Origin of the sequence: Klebsiella sp. JN_Kp127 (assembly GCF_040062505.1) — a bacterium.
Taxonomy (GTDB): domain Bacteria; phylum Pseudomonadota; class Gammaproteobacteria; order Enterobacterales; family Enterobacteriaceae; genus Klebsiella; species Klebsiella quasipneumoniae.
In genome coordinates, this window is record NZ_JBEAHS010000031.1 from 121,688 (window position 1) to 139,550 (window position 17,863).

The following is a 17,863-nucleotide window of genomic DNA, read 5'->3' on the forward strand; positions in this document are numbered from 1 at the left end:
TTAAGCTGCGCGCCATTTTGTTAATTAGCGGTTCCCACTAGACTTCGGGCGGTGTGGCGACGGATTGACCGTCTGCCGGTAAACAGGCTGCCTGAAGGCCTGAACTATGTAACGAGAGCGTGACCACCCATGCGAATTTTGGCTATCGATACCGCCACAGAGGCCTGCTCCGCGGCGCTGTGGAATGATGGCACCCTTAGTGCTCATTTCGAAATTTGTCCCCGCGAACACACCCAACGTATCCTGCCGCTGGTGCAGGAGGTTCTCACCGAGAGCGGCACCACCCTGACCGAGCTGGACGCGCTGGCCTTTGGCCGCGGCCCGGGCAGCTTTACCGGCGTGCGTATCGGCATCGGTATCGCCCAGGGGCTGGCGCTCGGCGCGGAGCTGCCGATGATCGGCGTTTCCACGCTGGCCACCATGGCGCAAGGCGCCTGGCGCAAAACCGGCGCCACCCGCGTGCTGGCGGCGATTGACGCCAGGATGGGTGAAGTCTACTGGGCTGAGTACCAGCGCGACGAGCAGGGCGTCTGGCACGGCGAAGAGACGGAAGCGGTGCTCAAACCGGACGCGGTGGCCGAACGGCTGGCGCAGCTTTCCGGCGAATGGGCCACCGTCGGCACCGGCTGGCAGGCGTGGCCGGATCTGGCGAAAGAGAGCGGACTGACCTTAAGCAGCGGCGAAATTGAACTGCCGGCGGCAGAGGATATGCTGCCGTTAGCCTGTTATCTGCTGGCGGCAGGGAAAACCGTGGCCGTGGAGAAAGCGGAGCCGGTTTATTTGCGTAACGAGGTGGCGTGGAAGAAACTTCCGGGCCGCGAGTGAATCTCAGTAACAAGAAGACTGAGAAAAGGAGTCGCATCATGGCGGGTCAAAAACAGGGCGTTCGCTGGCTGCTGGCCGCAGCGGTTGCCGTTGCGCTGAGCGGCTGCGTATCGGTGCCGGATGCCATCAAAGGCACCAGCCCCACGCCGCAGCAGGATTTGGTGCGGGTGATGAACGCCCCGCAGCTGTACGTTGGTCAGGAAGCGCGCTTTGGCGGCAAGGTAGTCAACGTGCAGAACCAGCAGGGTAAAACCCGCTTAGAAATCGCTACCGTGCCGCTGGACAGCGGTGCGCGGCCGGAACTGGGCGAACCCTCGCGCGGGCGAATCTTTGCCGATGTTAACGGCTTCCTCGATCCGGTGGACTTCCGGGGTCAGCTGGTGACCGTAGTCGGGCCGATTGCCGGGGTGGTGGATGGCAAAGTGGGTAGCACGCCCTACAAATTTATGCTGATGAACGCCACCGGCTACAAACGCTGGAACGTGGTGCAGCAGGTGGTGATGCCCCCGCAGCCCATCGACCCGTGGATGCTGGGTCCCCGCCCCTGGGGGTACGGCTATGGCGGATGGGGATGGTACAACCCCGGCCCTGCTGAGGTAAGAAACGTTGTAACTGAATGATTTTGTTGTTTTTGTTAGTTCAAAGAAACAGCGGCCAGTCCGCTGTTTCTTTGTTTTCAGTCGAATAAGAAAAAAAATAGTGACGCGCTTCGCAACCTGCTCATTGCCTAATTAATAAACTGGTACGCTGAGTTAATATAATGTTAACAAAATGTATTTCCCAGGGGCTGTGATGACGACGAATAACTATTTCAGAGGTGATGCAGTGAAAAAGGTTTGGCTAAACCGTTATCCCGCAGATGTTCCGGCGGAGATAAATCCTGACCGCTATCAATCCCTGGTTGAACTGTTTGAACATGCCACCACCCGCTACGCCGACCAACCGGCGTTTATCAATATGGGTGAAGTGATGACCTACCGTAAGCTGGAAGAGCGCAGTCGCGCCTTCGCCGCTTACCTTCAGGAGGGCTTAGGGTTACAGAAGGGCGATCGGGTGGCCCTGATGATGCCTAACCTGCTGCAGTATCCGGTGGCCCTGTTTGGCATCCTGCGCGCCGGGATGATCGTGGTCAACGTCAACCCCTTATATACCCCGCGTGAACTGGAGCATCAGCTCAACGACAGCGGCGCGGCGGCGATCGTCATCGTCTCCAACTTTGCCCATACCCTGGAAAAAGTGGTGGCGAAGACCCAGGTGAAACACGTGATCCTGACGCGCATGGGCGATCAGCTCTCCACCGCCAAAGGCACGCTGGTGAACTTTGTGGTCAAGTACATCAAGCGCCTGGTGCCGAAGTACCATCTGCCGGATGCCATCTCGTTTCGCAGCGCGCTGCAGCACGGCTATCGCATGCAGTACGTGAAGCCGGAGATCGTAGCGGAAGATCTGGCATTTCTGCAGTACACCGGGGGCACTACCGGGGTGGCTAAAGGGGCGATGCTGACCCATCGCAACATGCTGGCCAACCTCGAGCAGGTCAATGCCACCTACGGCCCGCTGCTGCATCGCGGCAAAGAGTTTGTGGTGACCGCGCTGCCGCTGTATCACATTTTCGCCCTCACCATGAACTGCCTGCTGTTTATCGAGCTGGGCGGGCAGAATCTGCTGATCACCAACCCGCGCGACATACCCGGACTGGTGAAGGAGCTGGCGAAATATCCCTTTACCGCCATGACCGGGGTCAATACCCTGTTCAACGCCTTGCTGAACAACAAAGAGTTCCAGCAGCTTGATTTCTCCTCGCTGCACCTCTCCGCCGGCGGCGGCATGCCGGTGCAGCAGGCGGTGGCTGAGCGCTGGGTGAAACTGACCGGGCAATATCTGCTTGAGGGCTACGGACTGACCGAGTGTTCGCCTCTGGTCAGCGTCAACCCCCACGATATCGACTACCACAGCGGCAGCATTGGTCTGCCGGTGCCTTCCACCGAAGCCAAACTGGTGGATGATGACGATAACGAAGTGGCGCCGGGCCAGCCTGGCGAACTCTGTATCAAGGGGCCGCAGGTGATGCTGGGCTACTGGCAGCGACCTGACGCGACGGATGAGATCATCAAGAACGGCTGGCTGCACACCGGGGATATTGCGGTGATGGATGAAGAGGGGTTCCTGCGCATCGTCGATCGGAAAAAAGATATGATCCTGGTGTCGGGTTTTAACGTCTATCCGAATGAAATCGAAGATGTGGTCATGCAGCACAGCGGCGTGCTGGAGGTGGCGGCCATCGGCGTGCCGTCCGGCAGCAGCGGCGAAGCGGTGAAGATCTTCGTGGTGAAGAAAGATGCCGCGTTAACCGAAGAAGCGCTGATTACGTTCTGCCGACGCCATTTGACCGGCTATAAGGTGCCGAAACTGGTGGAATTCCGTGACGAACTGCCGAAATCCAACGTCGGGAAAATTTTGCGGCGAGAACTGCGTGACGAAGCGCGCGCTAAAGTGGACAATAAAGGCTGAGTAACGAATGAGTCGCCAGACGCCGGCTACGCCGGCGTTTTTTATGGGCGCAAGTTAAGAGAGTATGCTTTGAACTATCAGATGATCACCACCGACGATGGCCTGCGCGCTGTCTGCGAAGCGGCAAGCGCGGCCTCCGCCGTCGCTCTGGATACGGAATTTGTCCGTACCCGCACCTATTACCCGCAGCTGGGCCTGCTGCAGCTGTTCGACGGCCACCAGGTCTCTCTGATCGATCCCTTGACGATTAACGACTGGGCGCCGATGCGCGACCTGCTGCTCAATCCGGATGTGACCAAATACCTGCATGCCGGCAGCGAAGATTTAGAAGTCTTCCTCAACGCGTTCAACCTGATGCCGCAGCCGCTGATCGACACCCAGATCCTGGCGGCCTTCTGCGGTCGGCCGATGTCCTGGGGCTTTGCCTCGATGGTGGAAGAGTATTCCGGGGTCGCGCTGGACAAAAGCGAATCCCGCACCGACTGGCTGGCGCGACCGCTGACCGAGCGTCAGTGTGAATACGCTGCGGCCGACGTCTGGTACCTGCTGCCGATCGCCAGCCAATTAATGGCGGAGACCGATCGCGCGGGCTGGCTATCGGCGGCACTGGACGAATGTCGCCTGATGCAGCAGCGCCGTCAGGAGGTGGTCGACCCGGCCGAGGCCTGGCGCGATATCGGCAACGCCTGGCAGCTGCGTACCCGCCAGCTGGGCTGCCTGCAGCTGCTGGCGGAGTGGCGTCTGCGCAAAGCGCGTGAGCGCGACCTGGCGGTGAACTTTGTGGTGCGGGAAGAGCATCTGTGGAGCGTGGCGCGCTATATGCCCACCAGCCTCGGCGAGCTCGACAGCCTCGGGTTGTCCGGTAGCGAAATTCGCTTCCATGGCAAAACGCTGATCGGCCTGGTCGAGAAAGCCCAGGCGCTGCCGGAGTCGTCGCTGCCGGCGCCGCTGCAGAATCTGATCGACATGCCGGGCTACCGCAAAGCCTTTAAAGAGATTAAAGCGCTGGTGCAGGAAGTGAGCGCGGAGAAGGGCGTAAGCGCGGAGCTGCTGGCGTCGCGTCGACAGATCAACCAGCTGCTGAACTGGCACTGGCAGCTGAAAACGCAGGCCGCTGAGCCTGAGCTGATTTCCGGTTGGCGTGGTGAGCTGATGGGCGAACGGCTGAAGAGGCTGTTAAACGACTATCCGCGCTAGCGGGCGGGTCTGGTTCAGGGTATAAAAAAACCGGCGGCGCGTGGCGTAGCCGGTTTTTTTCGGGATGGAACAGCAGGTCAGGGTTTCGACTCTTCCGTTTCGGGTAGGGTCACGTTCAGCTCAAGAATGGAAATATCACCGTCCCGTTGCTCCAGCTGCACGCTAACCATCTCCGGGTCGATCTGCACGTATTTACAGATCACTTCCAGAATATCTTTGCGCAACTGCGGCAGGTAATGCGGCTCCGCGTCCCCGCGGCGGCGCTCGGCGACGATGATTTGCAGGCGTTCTTTCGCAATATTAGCCGTGTTCTTTTTTCGCGAGAGAAAAAAGTCGAGTAAAGCCATAATTTATCCTCCGAACAGGCGTTTGAGGAATCCTTTCTTCTCTTCTTCAATGAAGCGGAAAGGGCGTTCTTCTCCGAGCAGACGTTCAACGGTATCGGCATAGGCTTTGCCTGCGTCCGACGCGGCATCGAGGATCACGGGCTCACCCTGGTTGGATGCGCGCAGGACTGACTGGTCTTCCGGGATCACGCCCACCAGGTTGATGCGCAGAATCTCCAGCACGTCTTCCATGCTCAGCATATCGCCTTTATTGACGCGGCCTGGATTGTAGCGGGTCAGCAGCAGGTGCTCTTTGATCGGCTCTTCGCCATTTTCCGCGCGGCGGGATTTGGAGGCGAGAATGCCAAGGATACGGTCGGAGTCGCGAACGGAGGAGACTTCCGGGTTGGTGGTGATAATGGCTTCATCAGCGAAATAGAGCGCCATCAGCGCACCGGTTTCAATGCCTGCCGGGGAATCACAGACGATGAAATCGAACTCCATCTTCTTCAGTTCTTCGAGAACTTTGTCGACGCCTTCGCGGGTCAGGGCGTCTTTATCCCGGGTCTGGGAAGCCGGGAGAATGTAGAGGTTTTCCGTGCGCTTATCTTTGATCAGCGCCTGGTTCAATGTGGCATCGCCCTGGATGACGTTGACGAAATCATAAACGACGCGACGTTCGCAGCCCATAATCAGGTCGAGGTTACGCAGGCCGATGTCGAAGTCGATAACGACGGTTTTCTTTCCCTTCTGGGCCAAACCTGTAGCGATGGCCGCGCTGGAGGTGGTCTTGCCAACGCCCCCTTTACCCGAAGTCACAACAATAATGCGTGCCATAGAAATTCCTTGTTAAAAAGGGATTAATTTAACGGTTGAATTGTCAAAGCGCTTTCGCCTAAACGCAGGCGTGCCGCTTTGCCATAAAATTCGGCCGGGATGTTATCGCTCAGCCAATATTCCCCGGCGATGGAGACCAGCTCCGCCGCAAGGTGGGTACAAAATATCTGGGCGTCTCTGTCGCCACCGGCGCCTGCCAATGCGCGTCCTCGCATCATGCCATATACATGGATATTGCCGTCAGCGATAAGTTCCGCGCCGGCACTCACATGATTTGTAACAATAAGATCACAGTGTGGCGCATAAATGCGCTGACCGGAACGTACCGGCTGGTCAATCAAACGCGTTTTTGTGATCTGGTTAGCAACTGGCGGCGGCGGGGCAGGTTCGGACGGTGCCGGACGAGGGGCTTTTTCTTTCCCTTCGGTTAATAACGGGATACCGGCGCGGTCGATTTCGGTTTTCAGGCGCGGGATTTTGCATCCGCTGACGCCCATAATACGTAAACCGGTCGCGGCGATAGCCTCGTTGACGGCGCGCCATTCGACGCTCTCCTCGACGCTGGCGATATTCACCACCACCGGAGCATGGCGTAAAAAGGCGGGAGCCTGGGCGATTTTGTCTTCTAACGCCTGACGAATAACCTCGGGATTTGCATCGTGCAAATGAACGACAGATAACGTGAAGCTACTGCCTTTAAGTTCGATTGGCGTATTTGACATCCTGGCCTTACTCAATTTGCTGTTTATCGACCGCCGAAGTGCGGTGATATTCCGAAGACTAAAAGGCATGTTATAGTCACTCATATATTGAGGCAAGTGACCACGGGTCTAATTCCGAGTAAAACTATGTTTTGTGTGATCTATCGAAGTACTAAACGTGAACAAACCTATTTATACGTCGAAAAAAAGGACGATTTCTCACGCGTTCCTGACGAGCTGATGCGCGGCTTCGGCACGCCGCAAATGGCGATGCTGCTGCCGCTGGATGGGCGCAAAAAACTGGTTAACGCCGACCTGGAAAAAGTGAAACAGGCGTTAAGCGAACAGGGCTATTACCTGCAACTTCCTCCGCCGTCTGAAAATCTACTAAAGAAACACCTGGCGGAACAGGGGAAACAATCCGATTAACCCACGAGGGAAAATAATGTACCAACATCATAACTGGCAGGGAGCGCTCCTGGATTATCCGGTGAGCAAAGTGGTTTGCGTCGGCAGTAATTATGCAAAGCACATCAAGGAAATGGGCAGTGCGACGCCGGAAGAGCCGGTGCTGTTTATTAAACCTGAGAGCGCGCTGTGCGATCTCCGTCAGCCGTTGGTGCTTCCTGAGGGGCTGGGCTCGGTGCATCACGAAGTCGAGCTGGCGGTGCTGATCGGCGGTACGCTGCGTCAGGCGACGGAAGAGCATGTGCAGAAAGGGATTGCCGGCTATGGCGTCGCATTGGATCTCACCCTGCGCGACCTGCAGGCGAAGATGAAAAAGGCCGGGCAGCCGTGGGAAAAAGCCAAAGGCTTCGATAACGCCTGTCCGATCTCCGGCTTTATTCCGGCCGCCGAGTTCCACGGCGACCCGCAGAATACGCCGTTAAGCCTGAAGATTAACGGCGAGGTGCGCCAGCAGGGCACCACCGCCGACATGATCCATAAGATCGTGCCGCTGATCGCCTATATGTCGCGCTTCTTTACTCTCAAAGCCGGGGACGTGATCCTCACCGGCACCCCGGAAGGGGTAGGGCCGCTGCACAGCGGCGACGAGCTGGTGGTCGGCTTCAACGGCCTGTCGCTCACCACCCGGGTACTGTAAGCGCGGTTTGCCGCCTTTTGGGGCGGCAAAACTTGCATCGTCGTGCCAGACTGGTTATAAGGTGCACCCTTAACTGGCAACGACGGACACTTCGATGAGCGAACAACCTTTCTGGCAACAAAAAACCCTGGATGACATGACCGACGCGGAGTGGGAATCGCTGTGTGACGGTTGCGGCCAGTGCTGCCTGCATAAGCTGATGGATGAAGATACCGATGAGATCTACTTCACCAACGTCGCCTGCCGTCAGCTCAATATCAAAACCTGCCAGTGCCGTAACTACGAGCGTCGTTTCGAATATGAGCCGGACTGCATCAAGCTCACGCGCGAAAATCTGCCGACTTTCGAATGGCTGCCGCCAACCTGCGCCTATCGCCTGCTGGCGGAAGGCAAGCCTCTGCCGGCCTGGCACCCGCTGCTGACCGGCTCAAAAGCGGCGATGCACGGCGAACGCATCTCCGTCCGTCATATTGCGGTGCCCGAGTCCACCGTTGTCGACTGGCAGGACCACATCCTTAATCTGCCTGACAGGGCGCGGTAAGCGCCGTCACGCTTTTTTCGCGTGGAACAGCCCGTTTTCACCGTCGGTTTCATCCGCCACCCAGAAGTGAATATTGAAGCGGGCATCGTCGCTGAGTTCGACGCGGTGCCAGTACTGCGGCGGACTGGTGGCAAACTGCCCGGCATGAATGACGACTTTTTTCTCCGGCTCCGTCGCCTGTTCATTGGCAAAACCGTAATAGGTCACCGTACCTTCCATGACGCACAGCTGACCGAAGACGCCGGCTGCGGTGTTGTGGTGGCTCAGCAGGGCGGCGGGGACGTTCTCTTTGGTAAAGAACGGGGTGGAGCGTTTAACTTTCCAGTCTGCGGGGATCAGTAAAGATGACATGTGAGCTCCTGTGGGGCTATATAAGATGTATTTAATATGCATCTTTTGATGGCCGTGGTCAACCGCAGACAGGAAACGATTCAGCGATGAACAGCAGGCACAAAAAAACGCCCCGGAGGGCGTTTCATGATGCGCGGGACTCACAGCGGCTTAGCGGCCAAACAGATCGCGCTTTTTCGCTTTAAAAGGCTGAGCAACGATCACCAGGATAGCCACCACCAGATAGGCCGCGAAAATGCCCACCAGCCATTGCGGCATCTCCAGCGACAGGAACTGCCACTGGCGTACCGAACAGTCGCCGGACGCGACAAACACCTGCGGCAACCATTTATCCAGCGGCAGCCAGCTCGGGAAGCGGGCGGCGAAATCACAGGTCTGGAACGGCGATGGGTGCAACTGGATCATCGTATGTTCCCACGCCAGCTGCAGCCCACGTACCGCGCTGTACAGCCAAATCAGCATGGCGACATAGCGCAGCGGCGTTTTGGGGGCAATGGCGCCCACCAGCCCCGCGCCCATGATGCCAAACAGGGCGCAGCGTTCATAAATGCACATCACACACGGCTGCAGCAGCATCACGTGCTGGAACCACAGCGCGACGAGTTCGAGAATGAACGCGGTCAATGCCATCAGGAGCCAGGCGCCGCGTCCCCGCGAGCACTGGTTTAAATATTGCAACATAATCATTTCCCTGGAAGATGCTAAATCATGGCAGTGTAAACGAAAACAGAACCGACGCCAGCGGCCCGGCGGAAAATATTACGTAACTGGTTATTGAATCGCCCGGGCGAACCCGGGCGACGGGTGGATCAGGGCAGGGTGGGGGTAACCAGCCAGCCGTGAGCCAGCAACCATTCGGTGACCGGCATCAGGGTGAACTCGACGCACAGCAGGCCGACCAGCGTCAGCACGAGGGTGTAGGGCAGAGCCATCCACACCATGCGGCCATAGGAGAGCCGGATAAGCGGCGCCAGCGCGGAAGTCAGCAGGAAGAGGAATGCCGCCTGGCCGTTCGGGGTGGCCACTGACGGCAGGTTGGTGCCGGTGTTGATCGCCACCGCCAGCATCTCAAACTGCTTCAGGCTGATGGCGCCATGCTCGAGGGCGGTTTTCGCTTCGTTGATGTAGACCGTACCGACAAAAACGTTATCCGAGATGGACGACAGCAGGCCGTTAAACAGATAAAACAGTGACAGCTGCGCGTGCGGCGAGGCCTGCAGAACAAACTCGATGACCGGCGTGAACAGCTGCTGGTCGATGATCACCGCCACGACGGCAAAGAATACCGTCAGCAGCGCGGTGAAGGGCAACGCCTCGGTGAACGCCTTGCCAATCGCATGTTCATCGGTCACGCCGGTAAAGGTGGTAGCGAGAATGATCACCGACAGGCCAATGAGGCCGACTTCGGCAAGGTGCAATGCGAGGGCTGCGATCAGCCAGACGCCAATCAGCGCCTGGGCAATCAGCCGCAGCCGTTCCTGACGACTGCGCTGCGCGCGGCTGCGATCGTCAAAGTCCTGCAGCACCTTTCGGACCGCCGGCGGCAGCGGTTCGCCGTAGCCAAACAGGCGATACTTTTCCACCAGCAGACAGGTCAGCAGCCCGCAGACCAGCACCGGCAGCGTGATGGGCGACATGCGAATGAAGAATTCGCCAAAATGCCAGCCCGCCGCTTTGGCTATAATTAAGTTTTGCGGCTCGCCGACCATGGTCATGACGCCGCCGAGCGCGGTACCGACGCCGGCGTGCATCATCAGGCTGCGCAGAAAACCGCGGAACTGCTCCAGCACCTCGCGGTAGTGCTGATCGATATGGCTGTCGTCCTGCACATCGCTATCGTCGGGGCGCGCCGAGGCGACGCGGTGATAGATGCCGTAAAACCCGACGGCGACGCTAATCACCACCGCCACCACGGTGAGCGCATCGAGAAAGGCGGAGAGGAAGGCGGCGGCCAGGCAGAAGGCCAGCGACAGCAGCATTTTGCTGCGGATGCCGAGCAGCAGGCGCGTAAAGACGAAGAGCAGCAGCTGCTTCATAAAGTAGATGCCCGCCACCATGAACATCAGCAGGAGCAGCACTTCCAGGTTGCTGGCGATCTCTTCCCGCACATGACCAGGGCTTGTCATGCCGATCAGCACCGCTTCAAATGCCAGCAGCCCCCCCGGCAGCAGTGGATAGCACTTCAGCGCCATGGCGAGGGTAAAGATAAACTCAACCACCAGCAGCCAGCCGGCGACAAACGGCGCTAAGGCGAACACCAGCGGATTAATGATTAAGAAAATAATTAATGCCAGCTTGTACCAGTCAGGCGACTGGCCAAGAAAATTGCGCCACAGCGCGCGGCCATAAGAAATTTCCACGACAGAATCCTTCCCCGTCAATTAGTACATGATTTTGTGCGTAACGATTGGCAAGAGTATCAGCTGAGCAAAATGAGAAGCAACTTTCTTCGCAGCGCGGCGGCGGTTACGGGAGAGAAGGAAAAGCGTAAAGTAAAAACGGAAAATGAAACGGCGATCCCTTTTTAATTCACTTGCGATGCTATCTGCGCTATAGCGGCTCTGGTATGATGAGTGCAATTGCAACAATGTGTAATGGAAATATTATTATGGTCATTAAGGCGCAGAGCCCTGCGGGTTTCGCGGAAGAGTATATCATTGAGAGCATCTGGAATAACCGCTTCCCACCTGGATCGATTCTCCCCGCTGAACGCGAGCTTTCTGAGCTGATCGGTGTCACCCGCACCACTCTGCGCGAAGTGTTGCAGCGTCTGGCGCGTGACGGCTGGTTGACCATTCAGCACGGCAAACCCACCAAAGTGAACAACTTCTGGGAGACCTCCGGGCTGAATATCCTTGAAACGCTGGCGCGTCTCGATCACGACAGCGTCCCGCAGCTGATTGATAACCTGCTCTCCGTGCGCACCAATATTTCCACGATTTTTATTCGCACCGCGTTCCGTCAGCATCCGGATAAAGCGCTGGCGGTGCTGGACAGCGCCCGGGAAGTGGAAGATCACGCCGACGCCTTCGCCGACCTCGATTACAACATTTTCCGCGGTCTGGCGTTCGCCTCCGGCAATCCGATCTATGGTCTGATCCTCAACGGCATGAAGGGGCTGTATACCCGCATTGGCCGCCACTATTTCTCCAGCCCGGAAGCGCGCAGCCTGGCGCTGGGCTTTTATCATCAGCTGGCGAAGGTGTGCGAAGGGGGCCTGCACGATCAGGTGTATGAGCTGGTTCGTCGCTACGGCCATGACAGCGGCGAGATCTGGCACCGGATGCAGAAATCGCTGCCCGGCGATTTAGCCATGAATGTGCGTTAAGCTGGCTATTCGCCATCGATAAACACAATAAGGGGGCCGATGGCCCCCTTCGTCGTTTTATACGTCCCGTAAAGCTATAGCGCGTTCGGCCGCGCCGGGCAGCGGTCCAGTAGCTCAATGCTGCCGTCGGCGTTCTGCTGCTCCAGCAGCACATCGAACCCCCACAGACGATGCACATGTTTCAGCACTTCGCGCCGCCCTTTGTCCAGCGGGACGCGGTTGTGCGGCACATAGCGCAACGTCAGCGAGCGGTCGCCGCGCAGGTCAACGTTCCACACCTGGATATTCGGCTCAAGATTGCTGAGGTTATATTGCGCTGAGAGCTTGTTGCGGATCTCGCGATAGCCCTCTTCGTTGTGGATAGCCGAGATCTCGAGATAATTGTTGTGGTCGTCGTCGAGCACCGTGAAGAAGCGGAAATCGCGCATGATCTTCGGCGACAGGAACTGGCTGATAAAGCTCTCATCCTTGAAGTCGCGCATGGCGAAATGCAGCGTTTCCAGCCAGTCGGAACCGGCGATATCCGGGAACCAGTACTTGTCCTCTTCGGTGGGCGACTGGCAGATGCGCTTGATGTCCTGGAACATGGCGAAGCCCAGCGCGTAGGGGTTAATCCCACTGTACCACGGACTGTTGTATGGCGGCTGGAACACCACGTTCGTGTGGCTGTGGAGAAACTCCAGCATAAAGCGCTCGGTCACTTTCCCTTCGTCATAGAGATGATTGAGGATGGTGTAGTGCCAGAAGGTGGCCCACCCCTCGTTCATCACCTGGGTCTGTTTCTGCGGGTAGAAATACTGGCTGACTTTGCGCACGATGCGCAGGATCTCGCGCTGCCACGATTCCAGCAGCGGGGCGTTCTTCTCCATAAAGTACAGCAGGTTCTCCTGCGGTTCGGAAGGGTAGCGGCGGGCGGACTCAATCGCCTTCTCCTCTTCGCGCTTCGGCAGGGTGCGCCACAGCATATTCACCTGGCTCTGCAGATACTCTTCCCGGCTTTTCTGCCGCGCCTTCTCCTCCTGCAGAGAGATTTTTTGCGGACGTTTATAGCGGTCGACGCCGTAGTTCATCAGCGCATGGCAGGAGTCGAGCAGTTTCTCCACTTCGTCGACGCCATAGCGTTCTTCGCACTCGGTAATGTATTTGCGGGCGAAGATCAGGTAATCGATGATTGAGCTGGCGTCGGTCCAGCTGCGAAACAGGTAATTGTTTTTAAAGAACGAGTTATGCCCGTAGCAGGCGTGCGCCATCACCAGCGCCTGCATGGTGATGGTGTTTTCTTCCATCAGGTAGGCGATACAGGGGTTGGAGTTGATGACAATCTCATACGCCAGGCCCTGCTGGCCGTGCTTATAGGCCTGCTCGGTCTCAATGAATTTTTTGCCGAACGACCAGTGCGGATAGTTGATGGGCATGCCGACGCTGGAGTAGGCGTCCATCATCTGCTCGGAAGTAATGACTTCGATCTGGTGCGGGTAGGTGTCAAGACGATAGAGCTTAGCGACCCGGTCCACTTCGGCCAGGTAGGTTTCCAGTAACTCAAACGTCCAGTCGGGTCCATCGCTTAAACGGGTGGTGTCCCTGTTCATGGAGTCAATCGTAGCCATTAGCGCGCCCTCGTTGTTGTTGGTTTTCTCTGAACGGAAAACCTCTAAACAAGCATAGAACACCGCACAGCAAACTGTGTTGTCAGCCAATCGCTTTTCTTCGCGATTTCCCCATCTCAAAGCCGTTTTTTGTGCTTATTTACAGAATATAATGCTGGGTAAAAATAAAGCGCAGCATGAGATCGTAAATCTCGCATCGCAGGGCTGGTGCGGTTTGCTGTGAGTTAAGTCACCATAAATAAAGCGTATGTTGAATAATATTTTCATCTGAGTTATCAATTTGTAATTAGATGATTGTTCTTTAACTGTTACGGAGTCGCTATGCGTGTCGTCATACTGGGAAGTGGGGTGGTTGGGGTAGCCAGCGCGTGGTATTTGAGTCAGGCGGGTCATGAGGTGACGGTTATCGACCGTCAGCCCGGTCCGGCAGAGGAGACCAGCGCGGCCAACGCCGGGCAGATTTCTCCCGGCTATGCGGCGCCCTGGGCGGCGCCGGGGGTGCCGCTGAAGGCGATAAAATGGATGTTCCAGCGCCATGCGCCGCTGGCGATCGGCCTTGACGGTACGTCGTTCCAGCTGAAGTGGATGTGGCAGATGCTGCGCAACTGCGACACCCACCACTATATGGAGAACAAAGGCCGGATGGTGCGCCTGGCGGAGTACAGCCGTGACTGCCTGAAGGCGCTGCGCGACACCACCGGCATTCAGTATGAAGGGCGTCAGGGCGGGACGCTGCAGCTGTTCCGTACCGCCAAACAGTATGAAAACGCCACCCGCGACATCGCGGTGCTGGAGGACGCCGGCGTGCCGTATCAGCTGCTGGAGGCGAAGCGGCTGGCGGAAGTGGAGCCCGCGCTGGCGGAGGTCAGCCACAAACTGACCGGCGGCCTGCGCCTGCCAAACGATGAAACCGGCGACTGCCAGCTGTTTACCACCCGTCTGGCGGCGATGGCGGAACAGGCCGGGGTCACCTTCCGCTTCAATACCCCGGTGGACGCCCTGCTGCAGGAGGGCGATCGCATTGCCGGGGTGAAATGCGGCGATGAGATTATCAAAGGCGACGCCTATGTGATGGCCTTCGGCTCCTACTCGACGGCGATGCTCAAGGGGCTGGTGGATATTCCGGTCTACCCGCTGAAAGGCTATTCGTTAACCATCCCGATTGCCCAGGAAGACGGCGCGCCGGTTTCCACTATCCTTGATGAGACGTATAAAATCGCCATCACCCGTTTCGATCAGCGCATTCGCGTCGGCGGTATGGCCGAGATCGTCGGTTTTAACAAAGCGCTGCTGCAGCCGCGTCGGGAAACTCTGGAAATGGTGGTGCGCGACCTGTTCCCGCGCGGCGGCCACGTTGAGCAGGCCACCTTCTGGACCGGCCTGCGGCCGATGACGCCGGACGGCACGCCGGTGGTCGGGCGCACGGCGTTTAAAAACCTGTGGCTCAACACTGGTCACGGTACCCTCGGCTGGACCATGGCCTGCGGCTCAGGGCAGCTTATCAGCGATTTGATCTCCGGCCGCACGCCGGCGATCCCTTACGACGATCTGGCGGTCGCCCGCTACAGCCCCGGGTTCACCCCGGCGCGTCCGCAGCATCTGCATGGCGCACACAACTAAGGAGCTTGCATGACCCGTCCGGTAGTGGCCAGCATCGACCTGCTGGCCTTGCGGCAGAATTTACAGATAGTGCGTCGCGCGGCCCCCGGGTCGCGCCTGTGGGCGGTGGTCAAAGCTAATGCTTATGGCCATGGCGTGGCGCGGGTATGGAGTGCGTTGAGCGCGGCGGATGGTTTCGCCTTGCTCAACCTGGAAGAGGCGATCCTGTTGCGCGAGCAGGGCTGGAAAGGTCCGATCCTGCTGCTGGAGGGCTTCTTCCATGCCGATGAGCTGGCGGTGTTGGATCAATATCGCTTAACCACCAGCGTTCACAGCAACTGGCAGATTAAGGCGCTGCAGCAGGCGAAGCTGCGCGCGCCGCTGGATATCTATCTCAAGGTGAACAGCGGCATGAACCGGCTGGGCTTTATGCCGGAGCGGGTGCATACCGTCTGGCAGCAGCTGCGGGCGATAAGCAACGTCGGCGAGATGACGCTGATGTCGCACTTCGCGGAGGCGGAGAACCCGCAGGGGATTGTCGAGCCGATGCGCCGTATTGAACAAGCGGCGGAGGGGCTGGATTGCCCGCGCTCGCTGGCCAACTCGGCGGCGACCCTCTGGCATCCGGAAGCGCATTTTGACTGGGTTCGACCGGGCATCGTGCTGTATGGCGCGTCGCCCTCAGGGCAGTGGCAGGACATCGCGAACACCGGCCTGAAGCCGGTGATGGCCCTGCGCAGCGAAATCATCGCCGTGCAGAACCTGCGCCCCGACGAGGCGATCGGCTATGGCGGCCTGTATCGCACCACCCAGGAGCAGCGGATCGGCATCGTCGCCTGCGGCTATGCCGACGGCTATCCGCGGGTGGCGCCGAGCGGCACGCCGGTGCTGGTGGACGGCGTGCGGACCACCACCGTCGGGCGCGTGTCGATGGATATGCTGGCGGTCGATTTAACCCCCTGTCCGCAGGCCGGGATTGGCGCGCCGGTCGAACTGTGGGGCAAAGAGATTAAAATCGACGACGTGGCGGCCAGCTGCGGCACCGTCGGCTATGAGCTGATGTGCGCCCTGGCGCCGCGGGTGCCGGTTGTGACCCTGTAACGTATTCCGGGGCGGATCACTCCGCCTCGTCTTCCGCGACCCGGACCCCTACCTTCAGTACGTGATCGTTCTCTTTTTCCGCTACTGTCCACACCATCCCGGCGAACTCCACCTGGTCGCCCACCACCGGCGCGGCGCCCAGCAGCTGTTGAACCACTTCCCCCAGCGACTGCTGATGTTCGCGGAACTCCTCTCCGCCGTCGATGCCGTAGATTTGCGCCACATCGGCGAAGCGGGCCTCGGCATCAAGGATAAAGTCGCCGAAAAAGCGCTGATCGAGCGCCACCGGCGGCGACTGGCTGAACATTTTGCCCAGCGCAGGCAGGTCGTGTTCCCGGCCAATGACGCACAGGATATCGCCTTCCCGCAGGCGGGTGCTGCCGGTGGGGTGCAGCAGGGCATTGTTGCGAAACAGCGCGGCAATCCGCGTCTCCGGCGGCATATGCAGGTCGCGTAGCGCCGCGCCGATGCACCATTTATCGGCCCCCAGCTGGTAGACGAACTGCTCCCACGGGTTTTCCGGGTGAATATCCAGCCCGACGCGGGAGATGGGCCAGCTGACGGGCGGCACCACCACTTTGGCTTTTTTCGCCGCCCACGATAGCGAGGTGCCCTGCAGCAGTAGCGACACCAGCACCACGAAGAAGGCGACATTGAAGAACAGGCGGGCGTTGTCCAGGCCGGCCATCATCGGGAACACCGCGAGAATAATCGGCACCGCGCCGCGCAGGCCAACCCAGCTGATAAACACCCGTTCACGGAGGTTAAATCCGCGGAACGGCAGCAGACCGGCAAACACCGACAGCGGACGGGCAATGAAAATCATCCACATCGACAGCAGCAGCGCCGGGATAGCGATCGGCAGCAGGTCGGAGGGCGTCACCAGCAGGCCCAGCACCAGGAACATGGCGATTTGCGCCAGCCACGCCAGACCGTCGAAGTTCTGCAGGATACCGTGCCGGTTGCGGATCGGCCGGTTGCCCAGCAAAAAGCCGCAGAGATAGACGGCGAGGATACCGCTGCCGTCGAGGGTGGTGGTGACGGCGAAAATCATGATCCCGCCGCTCAGCGCCAGCAGCGGATAGAGCCCGGCGGGCAGCACGATGCGGTTGATCATCTGCAGCAGCAGGTAGCCGCCGCCGAGGCCGATGACGATCCCGAGGCCAAACTGTTGAATGATATGCACGGCGAACATCCAGCTGAGGCCGGTCTGGTGCTGCTGGATCATTTCGATCAGGGTGATGGTCAGGAAAACCGCCATCGGGTCGTTACTGCCTGACTCAATTTCCAGCGTCGAGCCGACGCGCTCGTTGAGCCCCTTGCCGCCGAGCAGCGAGAAGACCGCCGCGGCGTCGGTGGAGCCGACAATGGCGCCGATCAGCAGGCCTTCGATCATATCCAGTTTGAACAGCCAGGCCGCCATCATCCCGGTGAGCGCCGAAGTGATCAGCACCCCGACCGTCGCCAGCGACAGCGCCGGCCATAGCGCCACGCGAAAGGAGCTGGCCTGGGTGCGCATCCCGCCGTCCAGCAGGATCACCGCCAGCGCCAGGTTACTCACCATGTAGGCGAAGGGGTAGTTGTCGAAGGGGATGCCGCCGATGCCGTCAATGCCTGCCAGCATCCCGATAGCCAGAAAGATGACCAGAATCGGGATGCCAAGGCGAGAAGAAAAGGAGCTCAATAAGATACTGCAGGTTACTAAAACAGAACCCAGAATAAACAGACTAATGACCGCAGCGGCGTCCAATGTTCACGTACTCCCTGACTGGCGTGAAAAAATGGCTAAAAGTGACACTATTTTAACAATTCGCAGGGGATCCGCCTATGCGTC

19 protein-coding genes are annotated in these 17,863 nt (G+C 58.6%); 11 read left to right on the forward strand and 8 right to left on the reverse strand.

Annotation, left to right across the window (positions count from 1 at the left end):
* Positions 1–129: 129 nt before the first annotated feature.
* The 4 genes from tsaB to rnd all read left to right on the forward strand — a co-directional run bounded on the left by tsaB (position 130) and on the right by rnd (position 4,533).
* A complete protein-coding gene (gene tsaB, locus ABLV04_RS09040; RefSeq protein ID WP_023290213.1) occupies positions 130–825 on the forward strand; it encodes a tRNA (adenosine(37)-N6)-threonylcarbamoyltransferase complex dimerization subunit type 1 TsaB in 696 nt (231 codons plus the stop codon).
* Positions 826–863: 38 nt separating this feature from the next.
* Positions 864–1,445, forward strand: coding sequence for a Slp family lipoprotein (locus ABLV04_RS09045; RefSeq protein ID WP_032453356.1), 582 nt, complete (start codon positions 864–866; stop codon positions 1,443–1,445).
* Positions 1,446–1,650: 205 nt separating this feature from the next.
* Positions 1,651–3,336, forward strand: coding sequence for a long-chain-fatty-acid--CoA ligase FadD (gene fadD, locus ABLV04_RS09050; RefSeq protein WP_085551111.1), 1,686 nt, complete (start codon positions 1,651–1,653; stop codon positions 3,334–3,336).
* An 81-nt stretch (positions 3,337–3,417) separates the two neighbouring features.
* Positions 3,418–4,533 carry a ribonuclease D gene (gene rnd, locus ABLV04_RS09055; RefSeq protein WP_023290210.1) on the forward strand — a complete coding sequence of 372 codons (1,116 nt, stop codon included), beginning with the start codon at positions 3,418–3,420 and terminating at the stop codon, positions 4,531–4,533.
* A 77-nt stretch (positions 4,534–4,610) separates the two neighbouring features.
* On the opposite strand, the gene minE is transcribed toward rnd, so the two are convergent.
* From minE to minC, 3 genes are read right to left on the reverse strand one after another with little or no spacing between them, the layout of a single operon-like run.
* On the reverse strand, positions 4,611–4,880 hold the full coding sequence (gene minE / locus ABLV04_RS09060; protein ID WP_004103270.1) for a cell division topological specificity factor MinE: 270 nt from the start codon (positions 4,878–4,880) through the stop codon (positions 4,611–4,613).
* A 3-nt stretch (positions 4,881–4,883) separates the two neighbouring features.
* Complete coding sequence (gene minD / locus ABLV04_RS09065) at positions 4,884–5,696, reverse strand: septum site-determining protein MinD (RefSeq protein WP_002910900.1); 813 nt, start codon at positions 5,694–5,696, stop codon at positions 4,884–4,886.
* 23 nt (positions 5,697–5,719) lie between these two features.
* Positions 5,720–6,418, reverse strand: coding sequence for a septum site-determining protein MinC (gene minC / locus ABLV04_RS09070; RefSeq protein WP_023290209.1), 699 nt, complete (start codon positions 6,416–6,418; stop codon positions 5,720–5,722).
* Positions 6,419–6,544: 126 nt separating this feature from the next.
* Here minC and ABLV04_RS09075 point away from each other — a divergent pair, with 126 nt between their 5' ends.
* The 3 genes from ABLV04_RS09075 to ABLV04_RS09085 all read left to right on the forward strand — a co-directional run bounded on the left by ABLV04_RS09075 (position 6,545) and on the right by ABLV04_RS09085 (position 8,043).
* Entirely contained in the window at positions 6,545–6,826 is a 282-nt protein-coding gene (locus tag ABLV04_RS09075) for a YcgL domain-containing protein (RefSeq protein WP_004203320.1), read from the forward strand.
* 16 nt (positions 6,827–6,842) lie between these two features.
* Entirely contained in the window at positions 6,843–7,502 is a 660-nt protein-coding gene (locus ABLV04_RS09080) for a fumarylacetoacetate hydrolase family protein (RefSeq protein WP_023290208.1), read from the forward strand.
* A 94-nt stretch (positions 7,503–7,596) separates the two neighbouring features.
* Positions 7,597–8,043, forward strand: coding sequence for a YcgN family cysteine cluster protein (locus ABLV04_RS09085; RefSeq protein ID WP_017900197.1), 447 nt, complete (start codon positions 7,597–7,599; stop codon positions 8,041–8,043).
* A 6-nt stretch (positions 8,044–8,049) separates the two neighbouring features.
* On the opposite strand, the gene ABLV04_RS09090 is transcribed toward ABLV04_RS09085, so the two are convergent.
* The 3 genes from ABLV04_RS09090 to nhaB all read right to left on the reverse strand — a co-directional run bounded on the left by ABLV04_RS09090 (position 8,050) and on the right by nhaB (position 10,754).
* A complete protein-coding gene (locus ABLV04_RS09090) occupies positions 8,050–8,394 on the reverse strand; it encodes a DUF1971 domain-containing protein (protein ID WP_032453353.1) in 345 nt (114 codons plus the stop codon).
* A gap of 150 nt (positions 8,395–8,544) precedes the next feature.
* A complete protein-coding gene (gene dsbB / locus ABLV04_RS09095) occupies positions 8,545–9,075 on the reverse strand; it encodes a disulfide bond formation protein DsbB (protein WP_004203315.1) in 531 nt (176 codons plus the stop codon).
* A 128-nt stretch (positions 9,076–9,203) separates the two neighbouring features.
* Positions 9,204–10,754: a sodium/proton antiporter NhaB gene (gene nhaB / locus ABLV04_RS09100; protein ID WP_023290206.1), complete on the reverse strand. Its 1,551-nt coding sequence runs from the start codon at positions 10,752–10,754 to the stop codon at positions 9,204–9,206.
* A gap of 248 nt (positions 10,755–11,002) precedes the next feature.
* Here nhaB and fadR point away from each other — a divergent pair, with 248 nt between their 5' ends.
* Positions 11,003–11,722, forward strand: a complete 720-nt coding sequence (gene fadR, locus ABLV04_RS09105) for a fatty acid metabolism transcriptional regulator FadR (RefSeq protein ID WP_004203311.1) — start codon at positions 11,003–11,005, stop codon at positions 11,720–11,722.
* 74 nt (positions 11,723–11,796) lie between these two features.
* Here the strand turns inward: fadR and ABLV04_RS09110 are convergent, their stop codons facing one another.
* Complete coding sequence (locus tag ABLV04_RS09110) at positions 11,797–13,329, reverse strand: SpoVR family protein (protein WP_004203310.1); 1,533 nt, start codon at positions 13,327–13,329, stop codon at positions 11,797–11,799.
* A gap of 76 nt (positions 13,330–13,405) precedes the next feature.
* On the opposite strand from ABLV04_RS09110, the gene ABLV04_RS09115 reads away from it, so the two are divergent.
* The 3 genes from ABLV04_RS09115 (at position 13,406) to dadX (ending at position 16,029) form a co-directional block, all read left to right on the forward strand.
* A complete protein-coding gene (locus ABLV04_RS09115) occupies positions 13,406–13,552 on the forward strand; it encodes a hypothetical protein (RefSeq protein ID WP_180265581.1) in 147 nt (48 codons plus the stop codon).
* 98 nt (positions 13,553–13,650) lie between these two features.
* Positions 13,651–14,949 carry a D-amino acid dehydrogenase gene (locus ABLV04_RS09120; protein ID WP_180265582.1) on the forward strand — a complete coding sequence of 433 codons (1,299 nt, stop codon included), beginning with the start codon at positions 13,651–13,653 and terminating at the stop codon, positions 14,947–14,949.
* A 9-nt stretch (positions 14,950–14,958) separates the two neighbouring features.
* The gene (gene dadX / locus ABLV04_RS09125) at positions 14,959–16,029 is read left to right on the forward strand and encodes a catabolic alanine racemase DadX (protein WP_110237386.1); all 1,071 of its coding nucleotides are present in this window, start codon (positions 14,959–14,961) and stop codon (positions 16,027–16,029) included.
* Between the two features lie 16 nt (positions 16,030–16,045).
* On the opposite strand, the gene ABLV04_RS09130 is transcribed toward dadX, so the two are convergent.
* Positions 16,046–17,779: a potassium/proton antiporter gene (locus tag ABLV04_RS09130; protein WP_050533798.1), complete on the reverse strand. Its 1,734-nt coding sequence runs from the start codon at positions 17,777–17,779 to the stop codon at positions 16,046–16,048.
* Between the last annotated feature and the right edge of the window lie 84 nt (positions 17,780–17,863).